Source organism: Pseudomonas sp. Irchel s3h14 (assembly GCF_900187425.1).
Classification (GTDB): domain Bacteria; phylum Pseudomonadota; class Gammaproteobacteria; order Pseudomonadales; family Pseudomonadaceae; genus Aquipseudomonas.
This window is the reverse complement of the sequence record NZ_FYDJ01000011.1, coordinates 35,009-54,423: the sequence shown is the minus strand read 5'-3', so window position 1 is coordinate 54,423 and position 19,415 is coordinate 35,009. Positions and strand designations below refer to the sequence as shown.

Sequence of the window (19,415 nt, the reverse complement as noted above, 5' to 3'; positions counted from 1 at the left end):
CGTTCCCATGCTCTGCGTGGGAACGATCATTTACTCGGGCAACTCGGCCAACCCATCCACATCGGTCATCGCGCGCTCCAGCAAGTCTGCAGGCAGGCTCTTGCTCGCCCGCGCGCCAAGCAACTTGAGCTGCTCGGCGCGGCTGACCAGATTGCCACGGCCTTCCGTCAGCTTGTTGCGCGCCGAGCTGTAGGCTTTATCCAGTTGCTGTAATCGATTGCCGACTTCATCCAGATCCTGAATGAACAACACGAACTTGTCGTACAGCCACCCGGCCCGCTCGGCGATTTCCCGGGCATTCTGGCTCTGGCGCTCCTGCTTCCACAGGCTGTCGATGACGCGCAGGGTCGCGAGCAAAGTGGTCGGGCTGACGATCACGATGTTGCGGTCGAAGGCCTCTTGGAACAGCGTCGGCTCAGCCTGCAATGCGGCGGAAAATGCCGCTTCGATCGGTACGAAGAGCAGGACGAAATCCAGGCTGTGCAAACCGTCGAGACGCTTGTAATCCTTGCCGGCGAGCCCTTTGACGTGAGTGCGCAGGGACAGTACGTGCTGCTTGATGGCAATCTGGCCGATGGCATCGTCTTCGGCCGCGACGTATTGCTGATAGGCCGTGAGGCTGACCTTGGAGTCGACCACCACCTGTTTGTCGCCCGGCAGATAAATGATCACGTCCGGCTGGAAACGCTCACCGTCCGGGCCCTTGAGGTTGACCTGGGTCTGGTACTCGCGCCCCTTTTCCAGGCCCGCGTGTTCAAGCACTCGCTCAAGAATCAGCTCACCCCAGTTGCCTTGGGTTTTCTGGCCTTTCAAGGCGCGGGTCAGGTTGGTGGCTTCGTCGCTCAGGCGCAGGTTCAGCTGTTGCAGCCGCTCCAGTTCCTTGGCCAGTGAAAAACGTTCGCGGGCTTCAGCCTGATAGCTTTCCTCGACGCGTTTTTCGAAGGACTGGATGCGTTCTTTCAACGGATCGAGCAACTGACCGAGGCGTTGTTGACTGGTTTCGGCAAAGCGCTGCTCGCGCTCGTCGAAGATCTTGCCGGCCAGCTCGGCGAACTGCGCTCGCAACTCGTCTCGCGAGCCCTGCAGGTCGTTGAGGCGCTGCTGATGGCTTTCCTGCTGCTCACGCAGCTCGGCGTTGAGCGAAGCGGCCTGGGCGTCCAGACGACGCAACTCAGCCTCTTTGCCGGCGCGTTCCAGATTCCAGGCGTGAGCGGCGTCGCGTGCGTCGTCACGTTCGATCTGCAGCAGTTCGACTTCACGGCGTACGGCGGCCAGGTCTGCCTGTTTGGCGGCGTTGGCCTGGCCCAGATCACCGATCTCATCGCGACAGGCTTCAAGTTGCGCGTTCAATCCATCCTGAGCCAGATGGGCCGTGGCCAGACGCTCTTCCAGCAGTGCAACCTCTGACTGCGTGGCGCTCGCTCGGCGCTGAAGTTGCCAGGCCAGTACCAGTAACGGCAGCGCAGCGCCCGCCAGACCGAGCAATGCGCTGGTCAAGTCCATAGCCATAGCCACTCCTGCCAATGAAATAAAGCTTGAAGGTTAACCAAGGCGTCAGGTCTTGGACAGCTCAGTCTTCGATCAGACCCAGTTCCTGCTGGGCGCGCCGATCCCCTGCCCGCGCGGCCGAACGCAAAAGGTCCTGGCCGATACGGAGATCCCGGGCATTCCCGCATTCACGGCACATCAGCTGACCGAGACGACTTTGCGCGGCCACGATCCCTTCACGGGCTGGCTGCTTGAGCAAACGTCCGGCGAAGTGTTTGACGTTGGAGTTTTCGCCCAGACGCGGGCTGTCCAGCAGCCACTCGGCCACACGCATCGAAAAGCGTTTGGGCGGGGTAATGCTGAGAGGTGTGGAGGTTGCAGAGACTGGTACTGAGCGAAACTTCATAAAGCACTGTGGGGCAGATCGGAAGGCGCGCCACTCTACTCTTTTTTTCTTACAGGTAAAGCCTAAAAAAACCCGGCACGCCCGTCCTAGAGCAAGCGCTCGGGACAATCCACAGAAGCTGTGGATAACTCAGTGGACAACCGCCCTTGAACTCTCGCAAAGCCGTATGGAATGGGGCTCGCAGTCAAACTGACGATTTTTTCACCAGTAAAAAAAAGCGATGTTTTTCATTGACTTAAATTTTGGTTACAGGCACCCACTGCGTTTGAAGGGGAGATGACAGCGGCGTGACACCCTCCGCGACTTATGTGCACAAGTACCTTCGAGGCAGTTATATCGATGCGCTTTTTCGGCGCATTTTTCGCTTGCTCCTGGGGATAAACCTTGGCAAACCCATGATCCAGGCTGGTCCTGGCCCGATGAGCCGTGACTACCAATGGTCGGAATTTGTGCTATTACGGGGCAAGTCTGCGGGTCATGACTTATTCCGAGCGCCCATCCGGACGTTGAATGAGGAGCCTCCACAGAACTTTTTTGCTAACACACTTCCCTTCAGCAATTCAATCCGTTAGTATCCGCGGCGTTAGTACCAAGCTGAAAGTCAATTCTGGTCGAACAAATCCCCCCGGTCAGCCTTCCCAAAGGAAGCCTCCACCGACAAAGCGGGATCGACCACCTCGATGGTTTCCAGGTAAACCTTGCGTCAACACAGCCTTTGAATCGAAAGCAAAGGGTGTTGCGAAGCTCACTTACTCTGACCGAACCAACCTGCAAATTGATCAGGATCTTCACCCCGGGCCCAGAACCTTTGCCCTTGATGTGTTGCCTGCCCTCCTAAGTACCTACCTGCCAGCCCAAGCGCGCCAATTTATCAGCGCTTCAAACTGGCTGCTTTGTTCCAGTCGGGTTCTTCGTTCGACCAATGGTGGTCGTCGTCACTGGAACGTTTTAACTTTGCACGGTTCTTATCCGTGTCGCTTGTAGGAACACCCAATGACTATGTCTACTCAAATCCACACCCAGGATGCCATCCGCACCCTAACCAACGCTTTTGCACCAATGAACTGCCTGATCATGGCCGCTCGCAAAGGCTGCTTCAGCTTCACTCTGGTCAACGAACACGGCATCGCTCGTCACAGCGAACGCCTGTACCCCGATCAATACTCCAGCGCCGAGCCGCTGCAGGCCGTGATCGAGCGTACCCGTCAGGCACTGGTTGCCTGATACGCCAGAAAGACTGAAAACCTCAAAAGCCTCGCTAAAAAAGCGGGGCTTTTTATTGCCTGATATTTCTCTTTTCGCTGCCACCGCCTAAGCACTAAGCGATATAAGGGTTATAACTCGCAGCCGGAAATATTTTAAAAACAGGCCTTTACGGCACGAATATGACACTACACTTCAACTCAAGCGGCTTGAGCCGCTTCCGGCGAGCCTGATTCGATTCACTGCTGCCAATGCCCTTCAGGTATCGCCGACCATTTCATGTTTCGAGGGCTTTATGGGTATCGCTGCCAGCGAACTGTGCCGTTATGTGATCCGCCCGACATTGATTTACCTCGGGTGCCATAGCGCAACTGCCGAATCCCTGCTGCTGGGCGTCGCCGCCAGCCAGTCAGCCCTTGGAACTGCCCTGCATGACCGCCGTGGACACGGCCTGTACCGAATCGCCGAACCCCGCCATCAAGCACTTTGGGACCACTACCTGGCACTTGACCCGGATCGCGCAAGCCTGGTTCGCGGCCTGGCCAGCCAACATGCGTTCCTGAGTGGTCCGCACCTCGAATTGACCGTCAACCTGCGTTACGCCACCGCCATCGCCTGGCTGCTGGTAGAAGAACAGAACACCCCCCTCCCCGAAGCAGACGACTTGCTGGGCATGGCCCGTATCTGGCGCCAGACCTTCCAGCCTCAAGGACGCCTGAGAGACTTCACCTGCGCCTGGCAAACCTGTGTATCACCACTGAATCAGGTTGCCTGCTGATCTGCTATTTCCACAAGATCGCGCAACTGCTGCGATTTTGGTCGGATTGTCCTACAAAACCGCTCTAAATCAAGCATTACAGCCTATGGCGCTGGGACGAAAATGTTGGTAATTTTCGCCCCGGTGATCACCAGGAGTTCTAATAATGAAAAAAGTAATGCTCAAAACCACCATTAGCCTCGCCGTTGCCATGGCATCCACCCAGATCTTCGCAAGTGGCTTTGCCCTCAACGAACAAAGCATCAGCGGGATGGGGACAGGTTTTGCCGGGCGATCTTCAGCTGCCGACGACGCATCCACAGTTTTTGGTAACCCTGCCGGCATGTCTCGCCTCAAGCGCGAACAAGTGACCGGTGGTGTTGCATTTATCGACGCGCACGCTGATATCAGTGATGCGAGCTCCAGTCCGAATAGTGGTACCAACAAAGGTGACATGGTCCCTTTCATGGGCGTGCCCATGGGCTACTACGTAAAGCCAATCGATGACCAGTGGGCAGTCGGTTTCGGCGTCTACGCTCCATTCGGCCTGGTGACCGACTACGAGAACGGCTTCGCCGGCAAATACTTCGGCAGCAAGAGCGAAGTCACAATCGTGACTCTCCAGCCAACCGTCAGCTACGCCTTCAACGACAAGGTGTCGATCGGTTTCGGTCCGACCATCAACCGCATTGACGGCACCCTGGAATCGAATCTGTCGCTGAACCCTCGCGCAGCAGACGGTACCGTCAAGATCAAGGGTGACGACACCGCGCTGGGTTACAACATCGGCATCATGGTTCAAGCTCTCGAAAGCACTCGCCTCGGCCTGACCTATCACTCGAAAGTGAAGTACAAGCTCGAAGGTGACACCAAGGTCAACTACGCCCTGCTCGGCCCACTGGGGAACCAGAAGTTCGACGCTTCGCTGGACATCACCACGCCTGAGTCGGTGGACTTCTCGGTCACTCACCAGCTGAACGACCAGTGGACCCTCTACGCAGGCAGCACCTGGACTCGCTGGAGCCGCCTGAAAGAGATCTCCGTCGAGAACGAAGGCGTTCCTGCCGCCCTGGCCGCACGCGGCTTTGGCACCATCACCGAAGAGCAGAACTGGCACGACACCTGGGCTCACGCCATCGGTGCGTCCTATCAGGTGAACAAGCAATGGGTGCTGCGTACCGGCCTGTCCGTTGACCAGTCGCCGACCAACAACGAAAACCGCTCTCCACGCATCCCGACTGGCGATCGCAAGATTTTCAGCCTGGGCGCTGGCTGGAGCCCGACCGACGACCTGACCATCGACGTAGCGTATTCGTACCTGCGCGAAGAGTCGGTCAAGGTCAACAACAGCAACGGCCGTCAGAACTACAGCGCAGAGTATGAAAACTATGCGAACGGTTTCGGTGTTGGCGCGACCTACCGCTTCTGACGGTTCCTCACTCGCCGTTTGAATCAAAAAAAGCCCCGCTCTCTTGTACAGAGGCGGGGCTTTTTAATGGACGTCGATCAGGGTTGCGAGGCCAGGGCTTTCTCCACCGCCTCGATAAACTCGGGATCATCAGGCGTGGTCAGGCTGGAGAAATTGGCGATCACCTTGCCCTTGCGATCGACCACGTACTTGTAGAAGTTCCACTTCGGCGCAGTGCTCTGCTTGGCGATGATCTTGAACAAGTGCGTCGCGTCATTACCGCGGACTTTCTGCGGTTCAGTCATGGTGAACGTCACGCCGTAGTTCACGTAGCAGACCTTGGCAGTCTCTTCGCCATCCTTGGACTCTTGCTTGAAGTCATTGGACGGAACGCCGATCACCTCCAGCCCCTGATCCTTGTAACGCTGATTCAGCGCCTCAAGACTTTTGAACTGCGGGGCGAAACCACAGAAGCTCGCGGTATTGACCACCACCAGCGGTTTGCCAGCGAAGCGCTGGCACAGGTCGATGGATTCCTTGGCGCGCAGCTTCGGCAACGAGCCTTGCAAAAGCTCCGGGCACTCTGCCGCTTGAGCCAATCCACTAAACGCTACCAGTAACGCGGGAACTGCGAGCCAACGCATCAGCATGTCGGTGCATCCTTGAGAAATCGTCATAACCGAAGTTACTCGCCCTCATATCCTGCTAGCAAGCACCCATGCCCAGTTGCATCAACGCCAGCCCGCCCTGATGCCAGCCCCACCACGACAGGGCCAGCAGCAAGGCGCAGACAGCGACGACAGCGATCCGCGGCCAGAGACTGTTCATATCGCACTCATCTGTGTTTGCAGGCGCGCCACCGGCTGCTCACGCACCGGCCAGTTCAGGGCGGCGGCCAACAGGCTCAAGAGAATCGCCACTTGCCAGATCAAGTCATAGCTCCCGGTTCGGTCGTACACCACCCCGCCCAACCAGCCGCCGAGGAACGATCCGAGCTGGTGAAACAGGAAAACAATCCCACCGAGCATGGACAGATTTCGCACGCCGAACAAGGTCGCGACGGTGCCGTTGGTCAAGGGCACGGTCGATAGCCACAGGAAGCCCATAGCCATGCCGAACAGGTACGCGGTGGTCGTCGTGACCGGCGCCCACAAGAACAACCCGATCACCACTGCCCGCAGCAGATACAGACCGGTGAGCAAACGCGGCTTGGACATCCGCCCGCCGAGCCAGCCTGCCGTGTAGGTACCAAAAATATTGAACAGCCCGATCAACGCCAGCACCGTCGTACCGACGCTCGCCGGGAGATGCTGATCCACCAGATAAGCCGGCAAGTGCACGCCGATGAATACCACCTGGAAGCCGCAGACAAAAAAGCCGAACGCCAACAGCCAGAATCCCGAATGGGAACAGGCTTCGTGCAGGGCTTCGGACAGTGTTTGTTCATGACCGAACACCGGTAGCGGCTTGTCCTTGAGCATGCTCACCAACGGCACAATCAGCGCCACCAACAGGCCCAACACCAGCAATGCCGCTGACCAGCCGAGCCAGCCGATCAACCCCAGCGTACCGGGCAACATGGCGAACTGACCAAAAGAGCCGGCAGCGCTGGCAATACCCATGCCCATGCTGCGTTTCTCCGGCGGCACTGCGCGACCAACCACGCCAAGGATCACCGAGAACGAGGTGCCCGACAGACCGATGCCGATCAACAGGCCGGCACTCAGGGACAAGGTCACGGCCGAATCCGACAGGCCCATGAACACCAGGCCCAATGCGTACAGGACACCGCCGACCAGCACCACTTTCGCGGCGCCAAAGCGGTCGGCCAGCGCGCCGGTGAATGGCTGCGCCAGGCCCCAGATCAGGTTCTGCAAGGCAATGGCGAAGGCAAACGTCTCACGCCCCCAGCCGAATTCGGCACTCATCGGCGCCAGAAACAGCCCGAAGCCGTGTCGGACGCCCAAGGACAACGCGAGAATCAGCGCACTCCCCAACAAAACCCAACCGCACGTACGCCACATCGAGGTCATTCTTATTCTCCGGTAGCGGGTATATACCCGCTTAAGATCGGAAAAACCGGCATCACGCCAGTTCGTCCAGCAGTCGCAGCAAGGTTTCGCGTTTCTCGGCACCCAAGCGGTCAATCAACCGCTGTTGCGCCGCTTCCCAGGCGGGCAAGGCCGCTTTCAGGCGTTCAACACCGGCCTCGGTGAGCATGACGATGCGATTGCGCATATCTTCGCCCTCGACCAGCATCAGCAGGCCTTCGCCTTCTAGCACGCGCAGATTGCGCCCCAAGGTGCTGCGATCCAGCCCCATGGCCTCGGCCAACGTGGAAATACTCGGTTTATCCAGACGCTGCAGATTACACAGCAGAGAATACTGGGCGACGTTGATCCCGAAGCCGTCGAGAGCGCCGTCGTAATGCCTGCTGACGCCACGGGCGGCGCGACGCAGGTTGATGCATAAACATTGGGAGTCGAGCATGGTGCGTGTATATACCCGCGGTTAAATGAATGCAAATTTTTGGAACATATTACCTGTAGGAGCAAGGCTTGCCCGCGATGAACGTTAACGCGGTTTCCCTGAAAGGACAGCAGCGCGGCCATCGCGAGCAAGCTTTGCTCCTACGGGACCAGGGCAACTCCCACCAGCAGCGACATCTCCATCAATTCCAGCAACGCCCCCGCCGTATCGCCTGTCGTGCCGCCCAATCGGCGCAGCATCACTTGCCGCAGCCAGACAAACACCAGCGCCGCCAGCACAACTGCCAGCACGCCGCTGAGACCGGCAATCAAAACACACGCCAACGCACTCACCGCCAACACCTGTTTGCCCGCCAAACGCGGCAGATGATCGGCCAGCGCTTGCCCCAAGCCACCGGCACGCACATAAGGCGTGGTCAGGAACAAGCCCAGCATCGCGCTGCGCCCGATCAACGGGACAATGATCAGGACAACGGCGTGTTGCTGCTCGATCAATGCCAGCAACGCGGCGAATTTGAGCAGCAACACCAGCACCAGTGTCACGACCGCAATCGGCCCGCTGCGCGGGTCCTTCATGATCGTCAACGTGCGCTCGCGATCGCCGAACCCGCCGAGCCACGCATCGGCGCTGTCGGCCAGGCCGTCCAGGTGCAACGCGCCGCTGAGCAATACCCAAACCGTCAGCAACAGTGCTGCATGAAGCAACAACGGGGTGCCGAGTAACAGCCAATTGAACGCCCACAAAATCCCGCCGAACAGCAGGCCGACCAGCGGATAAAACAGCAGCGACCGCCCCAATTCCTGTGGCGCCGGCATGCCCGGCAAACGAATCGGCAAACTGCTCAAAAATTGCAGGGCGATCCAGAATGGCAACATGGTCAGAGCGCTTCCTTTAACAACACGCCGGATTCGACCGTCAGCGAAAACAACGCGCCATGCCCGACTTCAACGTTGAGCAACTGCTCACGAGGCAATCCCCGCGCCTGAGCCAGCAACAAGCGCATGACCCCGCCGTGGCTGATCAACAACACCCGCTCGCCGGCGTAGGCGACATGCAAGCGTTCAACAGCCGCCAACACTCGCGTCGAAAAATCCACCACCGGCTCACCCTGCGGCGGCGTAAATGAATAGGGGTCGGCCCAGAACAACCCCAACGCCTCGGCATCGGTGTCCATCAGCGCGGCGGCGCTCTGCCCTTCCCAAGTGCCAAAGTGCAGCTCTTGCAGGTCTTTATCCAACTGCACCGGCAAACCCAGCTGTGTGCCGAGTTCTTCGGCGAACCGCGCACAACGTTGCAACGGCGAGCTGACCAAACGATCCCAAGGCCCCCGCTCGACCACCGCTGCGCGCATCTGCGCCCAGCCCTTGTCGGTCAGCGCATCGTCGAGGCTGCCGCGCAAGCCACCACCGAGCTCGGTTTCGCCATGGCGCAACAGGTCCAGGCGCAAGGTCATGCCGGACGATCCGCCACGGCGGCCTCGGCGAAAGTCGCCATCTGCCCGTGAAGGTCGCACGCCAGACGCAGCAAAGGCACAGCCAACGCCGCGCCGCTGCCCTCACCCAGACGCAGGCCGAGGTCCAGCAGCGGTTCGGCGTTCAGGGTTTCCAGTACATGACGATGACCCGGCTCAGCGCCGCGATGACCGAACAACAGCCACTGACGGCATTCAGGGTTCAAGCGCACCGCCACCAACGCCGCAACGCTGCAGATAAAACCGTCCACCAGCACCGCGACGCCTTCCTGGGCACACGCCAGATACGCGCCGACCAGTGCCGCGATTTCAAAACCGCCGAGGTTGAACAGGGTTTGTAGCGCATCGCCACGTTGAGCACTGTGCAACGCCAAAGCGCGCTCGATGACCTGAGCTTTATGGCTGACACCCGCCGCGTTCAAACCCGTGCCCGGCCCGGTCAGATGCAGCACCGGGCAATCGAGCAAGGCACAGGCCAACGCACTGGCCGCAGTGGTATTACCGATGCCCATCTCGCCACCGATAAACAACTGCGCACCCGCCGCGATGGCGCGCTGCACGCTGTCGCGGCCGGCCTGCAAAGCGAGTTCGCCTTGAGCCGGCGTCATGGCCGCCCCTTCGACGAAATTCGCCGTGCCCGGGCCGATGTTCACGTGACGCACACCCGGTAAATTCAACGACGGCGTCACCGTGCCAAGGTCGACGACTTCCAGGGATGCCCCGAGTTGCCGCGCCAGCACGCTGATCGCCGCCCCGCCGCTGACGAAGTTGTGCAGCATCTGCCCGGTGACTTCCTGGGGAAATGCCGACACCCCTTCAGCGACCACGCCATGGTCACCGGCAAAAATCGCGATCCACAGCTGATCCAGTCTCGGTTTGACCTGCCCCTGCAGCCCGGCCAGTTGCACGGCCACCGACTCCAGCTGACCGAGGGAGCCGGCCGGTTTGGTCAGTTGCTGTTGACGGGTCTGCGCCTGCTCGACCGCTTGAGCATCGATCGGCTTGCAGGGGTTCAGCCACCAGGATTGAGTCATAACGCAGTTCCTTTCAAAGTCAGGGGCAGGCCGGCGACGGTCAGGACGACGCGCTGACAACGCTCGGCCAACGCTTGATGCAGCCAACCGGCTTCATCTACATAGCGGCGAGTCAATTCGCCCAGCGGCACGACCCCCATTCCGGTCTCGTTGCTGACAAAAATGATTTCACCCGGCAGCGACGCCAGGCAGTCCAGTAATGCATCACGTTCGGCTGACAGACGCTTGGTGTCGTCGAGCATCAGCAGATTGGTCATCCACAACGTCAGACAATCCACCAGCAGGCACCGATCGGCGCTGGCGGTTTCGCGCAGGATCCGGGCGAGCTGCACCGGCTCTTCGATCAACGCCCATTCGGCTGGACGACGGGCACGGTGATGGGCCACCCGCTCGTTCATTTCACCGTCGAGGGGTTGGCTGGTGGCGATGTAAGTCACCGCCAGACAGCTGTCGGAGGCGAGTTTTTCGGCCAGGCGACTTTTACCGGAACGGGCACCGCCGAGGATCAGTTGCAGCATGGTTCATTCCTTCAAATTGGCGGTGTGGCGATGGACCTCATCGCGGGCAAGCCATGCTCCTACAGAAACAGAGCAGCTCTTGATCCTGTAGGAGCATGGCTTGCCCGCGATGACATTCTCAAATTCCCTCAAATCCCGCAGAGTTCACGCAACAGTCGGGTATCCAGATGCTTCTCCACCAGATCCGCCAGCCGCTCGATATCGCGCTCACGCAACGCGTGATAATCCACGTCCTGCACCGCCTGCAAACCTGCCCAGCGCAGCAGCGCACTGCACGCCGCGGGCGATTCAAACAGGCCATGCAGGTAGGTGCCAAAAATCTGCCCGTCCACGCTTTGCGCACCGTCGCAGCGACCGTCATCCAGCTGCACCGCGGCGTTTTCCAACGCCGGTCCAGTGGTCACACCGGCATGAATTTCATAGCCGCTGACCGGCGCGTCTTCGAGCGCCAAACGCCCGCGCACATTACGCAATTGCTTCTCTTCTTCGAGCTGGGTTTCGAACGCCAGCAAGCCCAAACCGGCGCTGGAACCCGGTGCACCTTCGAGGCCCAGCGGGTCGTGGACCTGCTCGCCGAGCATTTGCAGACCGCCGCAAATCCCCAGCACTTTGCCGCCATAACGAAGATGACGACTGATCACGGTGTCCCAGCCATTGGCGCGCAGATACGCGAGGTCGCTGCGCACGCTTTTCGAGCCGGGGAGAATAATCAGGTCGGCCGGTGGAATCGCCTGACCGGGACCGACAAATTGCAGATCCACCTGCGGATGCAAGCGCAGCGGATCGAAATCGGTGTGGTTGCTGATGCGCGGTAGCACCGGCACCAGCACTTTCAGCACCTGGTCGGCCTTGTCGGTCTGACGCTGGTCGATGCCGTCCTCGGCCTCCAGGTGCAGGTCCATCACGTAAGGCAGAACGCCGATCACCGGTTTGCCGGTGCGCGCTTCCAGCCAGTCGAGACCCGGTTGCAGCAACGCGATATCGCCGCGAAACCGGTTGATGATGAAGCCTTTGACCCGCGCCTGCTCGCTGGGCGACAGCAGTTCCAGCGTGCCCACCAGATGCGCAAAAACCCCACCGCGATTGATGTCGGCGATCAGCACCACCGGACAATCCACCGCCTCGGCAAAGCCCATGTTGGCGATATCGCCGGCACGCAGATTGATCTCGGCCGGCGAACCCGCGCCTTCGACCATGACCACCGGATACGCTGCGCTCAGCCGTTCATGAGAGGCCAGCACTGCTTGCATGGCGATGGCTTTGTAGTCGTGATACGCGACCGCGTTCATCGTCGTGACCGCGCGGCCATGGATGATCACTTGAGCGCCGGTGTCGCTGTTGGGTTTGAGCAGCACCGGGTTCATGTCGGTGTGCGGCTCAAGGTTGGCGGCCTGAGCCTGCACCGCTTGCGCACGACCGATCTCGCCACCGTCGGCGGTCACGGCACTGTTAAGCGCCATGTTCTGCGGCTTGAACGGCACGACGCTGACGCCCTGACGCGTGACCCAGCGGCACAATGCCGTCACCAGCGTGCTTTTACCTGCGTCGGAAGTGGTGCCCTGCACCATCAACGTAGTCATTGGGTTTCCTTGGCGTAGGCTTCGAACGCTTGCGCGAGACGTGTCCAGTCGGCTTCATCGGCGGGCAAGCCGAAACGCAGGCTGCCGTTGTTCGTGAACAACCGCAGCAGAATGCCGCGCCGGGCCATGAACTCATGCAACGCTTCGGCGCGGTCGGTGATCAGCCATTGAAACAAGGCGCAGCCGCCCTGGGGCTTGAAACCGTGATGTTCAAGCAGCAGCGCCAAACGCTCGCTGGCCTCTTCAGTGCGAACCCGTTGCCGGGCATGCCCTTCGGCATCCAACAGACAGGCCTGCCCCAGCACCCGCGTCGGCCCGCTGACCACCCACGGTCCCACTTGCTCGGCGAGCAACTTGAGCAACTTGCGCTCGGCCAGCACGAAACCCAGACGCACACCGGCCAGGCCGAAAAACTTGCCGAAGGAACGCAGCACGATCAACCCGACCTGATTGGCAAAAGGTGCCAGGCTCAGCTGCGGTGTGTTGTCCATGAACGCCTCGTCCACCACCAGCCAGCCACCGCGCTGGGCCAGCCGCGAGTGCCAGTCGAGCAGCCGACTCGGTGTCAGGCTCAGGCCGGTTGGGTTGTTCGGGTTGACCACCACCAGCACGTCGAGGCTGTCGAGAAAGAAGTCGACTTCCTGCTCCAGCACTTCACGCACGATGTAGCCATTACGGCGCCACGCTTCGGCGTGTTCGGCGTAACACGGCGAGAGCACGCCGACCTTGCCGGCCCGGCGCAAACGCGGCAGCAACTGGATCGCCATTTGCGAGCCGGCCACCGGCAGCACCTGAGCGGCGCCGTAATAATCACAGGCAGCCTGCTCCAGGCCGTCATCGGTTTCCGGCAAACGCGCCCAGGCCCGCAACGGAATCTCCGGGACCGGAAACGGCCAGGGCGCGAGGCCGCTGGACAGGTCGAGCCAATCGGCTTCGGCGATGCCGTAATCGAGCGCCGCCTTGCGTAACCGACCACCGTGTTCAAGCATAAAATTCAGCCCCCACGCAGAGGATCAGCAACCATAACCATACCCCGCGCTGGACCAATTGCCAGCCGCGGTCGATGGAGTCGGCGTCCGCCGGCACGCCTTCTCCTAGCGGCGGACGCTGATGCAATTCACCGTGATAAATCGCCGCCCCGCCCAACTCGACGCCGAGCGCACCAGCACCGGCCGCCATCACTGGCCCGGCATTCGGACTGTCCCAGGTCGGGCCCTGGGTACGCCAGCATTTCAGCGCCAGTCGGGTTTTGCCCAGCAGCGCGTAGGTCAGCGCCACCAGCCGTGCAGGAATATAGTTGAGGACGTCGTCGATCTTTGCCGCCGCCCAGCCGAAACGTTCGAAGCGTTCATTGCGGTAACCCCACATCGCATCCAGCGTGTTGCTCAAACGGTAGAGCACCACACCGGGCGCACCGGCCACGGCAAACCAGAACAGCGCAGCGAATACCGCGTCGCTGCCGTTCTCCAGGACAGACTCTGTGGCGGCGCGGGCGACTTCGGTTTTATCCAGTTCGCTGGTCTGGCGGCTGACCAGATAACTGACCCGTTTGCGCGCCTCGTCCAGATCATCGCTGCGCAGCGCCTTGGCCACCGGCTCGACGTGTTCACCGAGACTGCGCATGCCGAGGGCGCAATAGAGCACGAGAATTTCGACGATCCAGCCGACATAGGGCGCCCAGGAAAACGCCGTGGCCAGCAGGGTCAGCGGCAACACGGCGATTACCCAGGCAGTCACGCCATGGCTGCGCCAGCCGCGACCTTCACCATTGAAACGTTGCTCGATGCGGTCGGCAAAACGGCCGAACGCCACCAGCGGATGCCAGCGTTTGGGTTCACCCAGCAGCGCATCCAGCGCAACCGCGGCGACACTCAACAACGCCACACTCATTGACTCACTCCCCAATAATTTTCATACAGCAATTCACTGAGCGGACGCGCCTGCGCCCAGCCTTCCAGTACCAGCATCGGCGCCGGATAAAATTCCTTGACCGGGCCTAGACAAAGAACGGCCAACGGCTTGGCACCGGCCGGCATACCCAGCAGGTCCGCCAGGGCTTGCGGCTCGAACAGCGAGACCCAGCCCATGCCCAATCCTTCAGCGCGGGAGGCCAGCCAGAGGTTCTGGATCGCGCAGGACAATGAAGCCATGTCCATTTCCGGCATCGTGCGACGGCCGAAGATGTGACGCTCGCGATCGTCCATCAGCGCGGCGACCAGCACCTCCGCGCAGTCGTTGATGCCTTCGACTTTGAGCTTCATGAATTCATCGGTGCGCTCGCCGAGGGCTTCGGCGGTACGGATGCGTTCTTCTTCCACCAGTAACTGGATCTTGCCGCGCAGGGCTCGATCACTGATGCGGATGAACCGCCAAGGCTGCATCAGGCCGACACTCGGTGCCTGATGCGCGGCTTCGAGCAGGCGCCGCAGCAACTCCGGCTCGACGGTGCCGCCGCTGAAATGACGCATGTCACGGCGTTCGCCGATGGCTCGGTAGACCGCCGCGCGCTCAGCTTCGGAGAAGGCGTTGTCAGTCATGGCCTCTTCGCGAGCAAGCCCGCTCCCACAGTGGACCGCGTTTCTTCAGGCAACACACTTTCTAATGTGGGAGCGACGGTGCGACGATTCGACTTGCTCGCGATGGCGGCCTCAAGGTCAGGCAAAAACAGCGCGGCAATCGCCGATGGATTGGACGGAAAATAAAAGTGCACATACGAGGCAGTCATCCGCCCTTCACGATAAACCGCCTCCGCCCCCCGCCCACCGTTCGGGCTCAAGCCACGAGCAATCGGCTCAAGCTCGGTACTGGTCAGCGAATGGTGATAGGTGTGTCCGCGCAACGAACCTTCCGGCAACTCGACCGCCTGCAACGCCAACGCGGCCAGACGCTTTTGCATCACCGCATCACCGGCCAGCAAGCCGACCAGTTCAGCGCGGGTACCTTCGACATCCGTCAGAGAGTCGAGCAGATACAGCATGCCGCCGCACTCGGCCAACAACGGTTTCCCCGCCGCATGGTGAGCGCGGATGGCGGCCAGCATCGTGGTGTTCTGTGACAGCGCCACATGGTGCAATTCGGGATAACCGCCCGGCAGATAGAGGCTGTCTACCGGCGGCAATTGCGTGTCACGGATCGGCGAGAAAAACGACAACTCGGCGCCCATGGCTCGCAGCAAATCCAGGCTCGCGCCATAGGTGAAGGCAAACGCTTCGTCACGGGCCACGGCGATACGCACGCCGGCCAACAACGGTTCTGTAGCGATCACATCGGGTGCGGCGAATTCTACTGCCGGTGGCAGCGCGACCTCGCAACTGCTGGCCAGTGCGTCAGCCGCTGCATCAAGGCGCAGGTCGAGATCGTTCAACTCACTGGCCTGAACCAGACCGAGATGCCGACTCGGCAATTCGATCCCGGTTTCCCGGGACAAGGCGCCGTACCAGCGCAAGCCTTCAGTGAGGCTGCCTTCCAGTAATTGCGCGTGACGCAGGGTGCCGACGCGGTTGGCCAACACGCCAGCAAACGGCAAGTCCGGCTGATAGCGCGCCAGGCCCAACGCCAGTGCACCAAAGGTCTGCGCCATGGCAGTGCCGTCGATCACGCCCAGCACCGGCACACCGAAGTGCCGCGCCAGATCAGCGCTGGACGGCGTGCCGTCGAACAGGCCCATGACACCTTCGATGAGGATCAGATCGGCTTCGCCGGCGGCTTCCCACAACAGTCGACGACTTTCATGCTCGCCGACCATCCACATGTCCAGTTGATACACCGGCGCACCGCTGGCGCGCTCGAGAATCATCGGGTCGAGGAAGTCCGGGCCGCATTTGAACACGCGCACCTTGCGCCCCTGATTGCGATGCAAACGGGCCAGCGCAGCGGTGACGGTGGTCTTGCCCTGACCGGAGGCCGGCGCGGCAATCAATACCGCCGGGCAATGACGTGGTTGACTCACAATTCGACGCCTTTTTGCGCTTTGATCCCAGCCTGGAATGCGTGCTTGATCACGCCCATTTCGGTGACGGTGTCGGCCAGTTCGATCATCTCCGGTTTCGCACCGCGACCGGTGACCACCACGTGCTGCATCGGCGGACGGGCTTGCAAGTCGCTGAGCACTTGATCGAGATCCAGATAACCGTGCTTGAGCGCGATGTTCAATTCATCCAGCACCACCAGGCCGATCGACGGATCACGCAGCAATTCGCGGGACACCGCCCACGCGGCTTCGGCAGCGGCGATGTCACGCTGGCGATCCTGGGTTTCCCAGGTGAAGCCCTCGCCCATCACATGAAAACGCACCTGTTCCGGGAAGCGCCGGAAGAACAGTTCTTCGCCCGTGCTGCTGCGTCCTTTAATGAACTGCACCACGCCACACTGCATGCCGTGGCCCATGGACCGGGCGAGCATGCCGAAGGCCGAGCTGCTTTTGCCTTTGCCGTTGCCGGTCAGCACCAGCAGCAGGCCACATTCATTCGGGGAATTGGCGATGCGTTCGTCGATCACGGCTTTTTTGCGCAGCATGCGCGCCAGATGACGTTCGTCACGATCGGGGGTATCAGTCATGGGGGAGCTCTCCGTTGAGGCTGGATAACGGCGGGCAGGCACAAGAATAGACGGCAAAAAGCCTGGCATCGCCCACCGTGATGCCGCTGGATGGATCAGGCCGGTCTCCGGGCTCATGAGCGGCATTTTGCCTGACTGCGCGCCTTCCCATGTCTACGACACAGTGGCTCAAGGCGCAGCCTTCACTCATTTACCGTTGCGGGGGCAGCGCCGGGATCGTGAGCCTTCATCAATTGAAGAGATCGCTCACCGGCTTCCCTGTTTCACTCTGTCGACCAAGGTCACAGAGCACCTGAAACAAGCCGCGAAGGTTAGAGGGTTGGGGATGGAGCGTCAATTGAAGACGGGCGGCCTGCGAGCGAATAACTGCCGTCGATCAATTATCTGACGCCAATCTTGTGCCACACTCTCAGCAGTGATATCAAAGAGCCACAACCTGACAACACAATAACAAGGGTGAGCCACATGCAAGGCATGATCATCAGCAATCCGAAGCTGGAATTCCTGCGCCCGGTGCTGGAACGCTGGTTTGACTGTATCGACCGCTACAACGCCGTGCGCGGCGATAACGACACGCCTTACTGGTTCGACGAAAAAGCCAACCTGAGCCTGCTTTCCGCCGCGGCCTGGATGGCGGAAATGGTCACGCTGCAACAAACACCGACCCGTAAACAGACCGAAGAAGGCGAACGCAATGGCCGCGCCGACCTGTTTATCGCGACCAGCGAAGAACGCGCTTACCTTCAGGCGACCCAGCGCTGGCCCCGCGTCAACAGCCTGAACCTGACTCAAGCATTGCAGGACATCACCAGCGACGCCAAGCGCATCAGCTACGCCAGCGACCTGAAACTCGGTTGCCTGTTCGTCGCGCCGCAAAAAACCCAACAAAGCGCCACCCCGGAAGAACTCCAGGACATGGTCGATGACCTGCAAAAGGAACACACCTGCGCGGTGGCCTGGTACTTCCCCTATGCCTATCGCAAGTTGCGCAACGAAGCCGGCAACTATCACCCGGGCATAGCCGTGCTGTTCAAGGAAGCCCGCGGTTGACCCGTTGAACCATCGCGCATCTGCGCTTCTCTATTGATTAGGTCAATGCATTCATAGGGAAGATCAGCATGCGCAAGCCCCAGCTCGCTCTCGTTATCGTGCTCGCCGGAGGGCTTGCCGCCTGTGGTGAAACCGCCAGGCTGCAAGTCTCCGACGGCACCGGCCCGTCGCCCAAGCTACCAGAACCGAACAAGACCCTGATCCCGACGGTAAACATCGCCCCGGCGATCGGCTGGCCGGCCGGCGCGAAACCCATCGCCGCGACAGGGACTCAGGTGGCGGCTTTTGCCGAAGGTCTCGATCACCCGCGTTGGCTCTACGTGCTGCCCAACGGCGACGTGCTGGTCGCCGAAACCAACGCACCACCCAAACCCGATGACGGCAAAGGCATTCGTGGCTGGGTCATGGGCAAAGTCATGGGTCGCGCCGGTGCCGGCGTACCGAGCCCGAACCGCATCACGCTGCTGCGGGACAAGGACCACGACGGCATCGCCGAAACCCGCACAGTGTTTCTGGAAAACCTCAACTCCCCCTTCGGCATGACCCTGGTCGGCAATGACCTGTACGTCGCCGACACGGACCGCTTGCTGCGCTTCCACTATGAAAACGGCGAGACGGCGATCAAGTCACAGCCGATGAAGGTGATCGACCTGCCGGGTGGTGCGCTGAATCACCACTGGACCAAAAACGTCATCGCCAGCAAGGACGGTAGCAAGCTGTACGTCACGGTGGGCTCCAATAGCAACGTTGCCGAAAACGGCATGGACATGGAAGAAGGTCGCGCAGCGATCTGGGAAGTGGATCGCGCCACCGGCAACCATCGCATCTTCGCCTCGGGGATTCGCAACCCAAACGGCCTGGCCTGGGAACCGCGGAGCGGCGCATTGTGGACAGCGGTCAACGAGCGTGACGAGATCGGCAGTGATCTGGTGCCGGACTACATCACTTCAGTGAAGGACGGCGGGTTCTACGGCTGGCCTTACAGTTATTACGGTCAGCACGTCGACATCCGCGTCGAGCCGCAAAACCCCGACCTGGTGGCCAAGGCCATCGCTCCGGACTACGCGGTCGGCCCGCATACCGCCTCGTTGGGCCTGACGTTTGCTGAAGGCAACAGACTGCCGGCGCAATTCAAGGAAGGCGCATTCATCGGCCAGCATGGCTCGTGGAACCGTAAACCACACAGTGGCTACAAAGTGATTTTCGTACCGTTCAGCGCAGGAAAACCGGCCGGACAGCCGATTGATGTGCTCACCGGTTTCCTCAATAACGAGGAAAAAGCCATGGGCCGGCCGGTGGGTGTGGTGATTGATCAGCAGGGTGATTTGCTGGTGGCAGATGACGTGGGCAACAAGGTGTGGCGCGTGTCGGCGGCTAAATAGACAGCCCGTGAACATTTTGGTGGCTTTGCTGGCCTCTTCGCGAGCAAGCCCGCTCCCACATTCGATCTGCA

The 19,415-nt window shown here is 60.5% G+C and carries 21 protein-coding genes and 1 riboswitch; of the genes, 5 read left to right on the top strand and 16 right to left on the bottom strand.

The features are described from left to right. Nucleotides 1-30 precede the first annotated feature (30 nt). Nucleotides 31-1,395 carry a DNA recombination protein RmuC gene (gene rmuC, locus CKW16_RS20375; protein WP_176471581.1) on the bottom strand — a complete coding sequence of 455 codons (1,365 nt, stop codon included), beginning with the start codon at nucleotides 1,393-1,395 and terminating at the stop codon, nucleotides 31-33. Between the two features lie 175 nt (nucleotides 1,396-1,570). After that, nucleotides 1,571-1,894: a hypothetical protein gene (locus CKW16_RS20370; RefSeq protein ID WP_095130137.1), complete on the bottom strand. Its 324-nt coding sequence runs from the start codon at nucleotides 1,892-1,894 to the stop codon at nucleotides 1,571-1,573. Between the two features lie 999 nt (nucleotides 1,895-2,893). Here CKW16_RS20370 and CKW16_RS20360 point away from each other — a divergent pair. The 3 genes from CKW16_RS20360 to CKW16_RS20350 all read left to right on the top strand — a co-directional run bounded on the left by CKW16_RS20360 (nucleotide 2,894) and on the right by CKW16_RS20350 (nucleotide 5,283). Beyond that, nucleotides 2,894-3,118: a hypothetical protein gene (locus CKW16_RS20360; RefSeq protein WP_007898912.1), complete on the top strand. Its 225-nt coding sequence runs from the start codon at nucleotides 2,894-2,896 to the stop codon at nucleotides 3,116-3,118. Nucleotides 3,119-3,392: 274 nt separating this feature from the next. Beyond that, nucleotides 3,393-3,875, top strand: coding sequence for a hypothetical protein (locus CKW16_RS20355; RefSeq protein ID WP_095130135.1), 483 nt, complete (start codon nucleotides 3,393-3,395; stop codon nucleotides 3,873-3,875). 145 nt (nucleotides 3,876-4,020) lie between these two features. After that, complete coding sequence (locus CKW16_RS20350) at nucleotides 4,021-5,283, top strand: OmpP1/FadL family transporter (RefSeq protein WP_095130133.1); 1,263 nt, start codon at nucleotides 4,021-4,023, stop codon at nucleotides 5,281-5,283. A gap of 77 nt (nucleotides 5,284-5,360) precedes the next feature. On the opposite strand, the gene CKW16_RS20345 is transcribed toward CKW16_RS20350, so the two are convergent. The 14 genes from CKW16_RS20345 to cobO form a co-directional block, all read right to left on the bottom strand. After that, the gene (locus CKW16_RS20345) at nucleotides 5,361-5,912 is read right to left on the bottom strand and encodes a glutathione peroxidase (protein WP_095130132.1); all 552 of its coding nucleotides are present in this window, start codon (nucleotides 5,910-5,912) and stop codon (nucleotides 5,361-5,363) included. 55 nt (nucleotides 5,913-5,967) lie between these two features. After that, nucleotides 5,968-6,090 carry a hypothetical protein gene (locus CKW16_RS32650; protein ID WP_008148682.1) on the bottom strand — a complete coding sequence of 41 codons (123 nt, stop codon included), beginning with the start codon at nucleotides 6,088-6,090 and terminating at the stop codon, nucleotides 5,968-5,970. Beyond that, nucleotides 6,087-7,295 carry an MFS transporter gene (locus CKW16_RS20340; RefSeq protein ID WP_076030232.1) on the bottom strand — a complete coding sequence of 403 codons (1,209 nt, stop codon included), beginning with the start codon at nucleotides 7,293-7,295 and terminating at the stop codon, nucleotides 6,087-6,089. The genes CKW16_RS32650 and CKW16_RS20340 overlap by 4 nt, the downstream gene beginning before the upstream one ends. Before the next feature lie 52 nt (nucleotides 7,296-7,347). After that, on the bottom strand, nucleotides 7,348-7,752 hold the full coding sequence (locus CKW16_RS20335; RefSeq protein WP_033055842.1) for a MarR family winged helix-turn-helix transcriptional regulator: 405 nt from the start codon (nucleotides 7,750-7,752) through the stop codon (nucleotides 7,348-7,350). Between the two features lie 140 nt (nucleotides 7,753-7,892). Continuing rightward, entirely contained in the window at nucleotides 7,893-8,627 is a 735-nt protein-coding gene (locus tag CKW16_RS20330; RefSeq protein WP_095130130.1) for an adenosylcobinamide-GDP ribazoletransferase, read from the bottom strand. A gap of 2 nt (nucleotides 8,628-8,629) precedes the next feature. Beyond that, on the bottom strand, nucleotides 8,630-9,205 hold the full coding sequence (gene cobC, locus CKW16_RS20325) for an alpha-ribazole phosphatase family protein (RefSeq protein WP_095130128.1): 576 nt from the start codon (nucleotides 9,203-9,205) through the stop codon (nucleotides 8,630-8,632). Continuing rightward, on the bottom strand, nucleotides 9,202-10,257 hold the full coding sequence (gene cobT / locus CKW16_RS20320; RefSeq protein WP_095130126.1) for a nicotinate-nucleotide--dimethylbenzimidazole phosphoribosyltransferase: 1,056 nt from the start codon (nucleotides 10,255-10,257) through the stop codon (nucleotides 9,202-9,204). Before cobT ends, cobC begins: the two co-directional genes overlap by 4 nt. Next, nucleotides 10,254-10,775, bottom strand: coding sequence for a bifunctional adenosylcobinamide kinase/adenosylcobinamide-phosphate guanylyltransferase (cobU, locus tag CKW16_RS20315; RefSeq protein WP_095130124.1), 522 nt, complete (start codon nucleotides 10,773-10,775; stop codon nucleotides 10,254-10,256). The genes cobT and cobU overlap by 4 nt, the downstream gene beginning before the upstream one ends. A 128-nt stretch (nucleotides 10,776-10,903) precedes the next feature. After that, nucleotides 10,904-12,355 carry a cobyric acid synthase gene (locus CKW16_RS20310; protein ID WP_095130122.1) on the bottom strand — a complete coding sequence of 484 codons (1,452 nt, stop codon included), beginning with the start codon at nucleotides 12,353-12,355 and terminating at the stop codon, nucleotides 10,904-10,906. Next, on the bottom strand, nucleotides 12,352-13,344 hold the full coding sequence (cobD, locus tag CKW16_RS20305) for a threonine-phosphate decarboxylase CobD (protein WP_095130120.1): 993 nt from the start codon (nucleotides 13,342-13,344) through the stop codon (nucleotides 12,352-12,354). The genes CKW16_RS20310 and cobD overlap by 4 nt, the downstream gene beginning before the upstream one ends. Then, nucleotides 13,337-14,245 carry an adenosylcobinamide-phosphate synthase CbiB gene (gene cbiB / locus CKW16_RS20300; protein WP_095130118.1) on the bottom strand — a complete coding sequence of 303 codons (909 nt, stop codon included), beginning with the start codon at nucleotides 14,243-14,245 and terminating at the stop codon, nucleotides 13,337-13,339. Before cbiB ends, cobD begins: the two co-directional genes overlap by 8 nt. Next, nucleotides 14,242-14,892, bottom strand: coding sequence for a 5,6-dimethylbenzimidazole synthase (bluB, locus tag CKW16_RS20295; protein ID WP_095130116.1), 651 nt, complete (start codon nucleotides 14,890-14,892; stop codon nucleotides 14,242-14,244). Before bluB ends, cbiB begins: the two co-directional genes overlap by 4 nt. After that, nucleotides 14,889-16,304, bottom strand: coding sequence for a cobyrinate a,c-diamide synthase (locus CKW16_RS20290; protein WP_095130114.1), 1,416 nt, complete (start codon nucleotides 16,302-16,304; stop codon nucleotides 14,889-14,891). The genes bluB and CKW16_RS20290 overlap by 4 nt, the downstream gene beginning before the upstream one ends. Then, complete coding sequence (gene cobO / locus CKW16_RS20285; RefSeq protein ID WP_046048017.1) at nucleotides 16,301-16,912, bottom strand: cob(I)yrinic acid a,c-diamide adenosyltransferase; 612 nt, start codon at nucleotides 16,910-16,912, stop codon at nucleotides 16,301-16,303. The genes CKW16_RS20290 and cobO overlap by 4 nt, the downstream gene beginning before the upstream one ends. Nucleotides 16,913-16,992: 80 nt before the next feature. Beyond that, nucleotides 16,993-17,223: riboswitch (cobalamin riboswitch) on the bottom strand. Nucleotides 17,224-17,377: 154 nt separating this feature from the next. Between cobO and CKW16_RS20280 the strand changes: the two genes are divergently transcribed. Both CKW16_RS20280 and CKW16_RS20275 read left to right on the top strand, forming a co-directional pair. Continuing rightward, entirely contained in the window at nucleotides 17,378-17,962 is a 585-nt protein-coding gene (locus CKW16_RS20280; protein ID WP_095130112.1) for a hypothetical protein, read from the top strand. Nucleotides 17,963-18,030: 68 nt separating this feature from the next. After that, complete coding sequence (locus CKW16_RS20275; RefSeq protein ID WP_095130110.1) at nucleotides 18,031-19,344, top strand: sorbosone dehydrogenase family protein; 1,314 nt, start codon at nucleotides 18,031-18,033, stop codon at nucleotides 19,342-19,344. Nucleotides 19,345-19,415 lie beyond the last annotated feature (71 nt).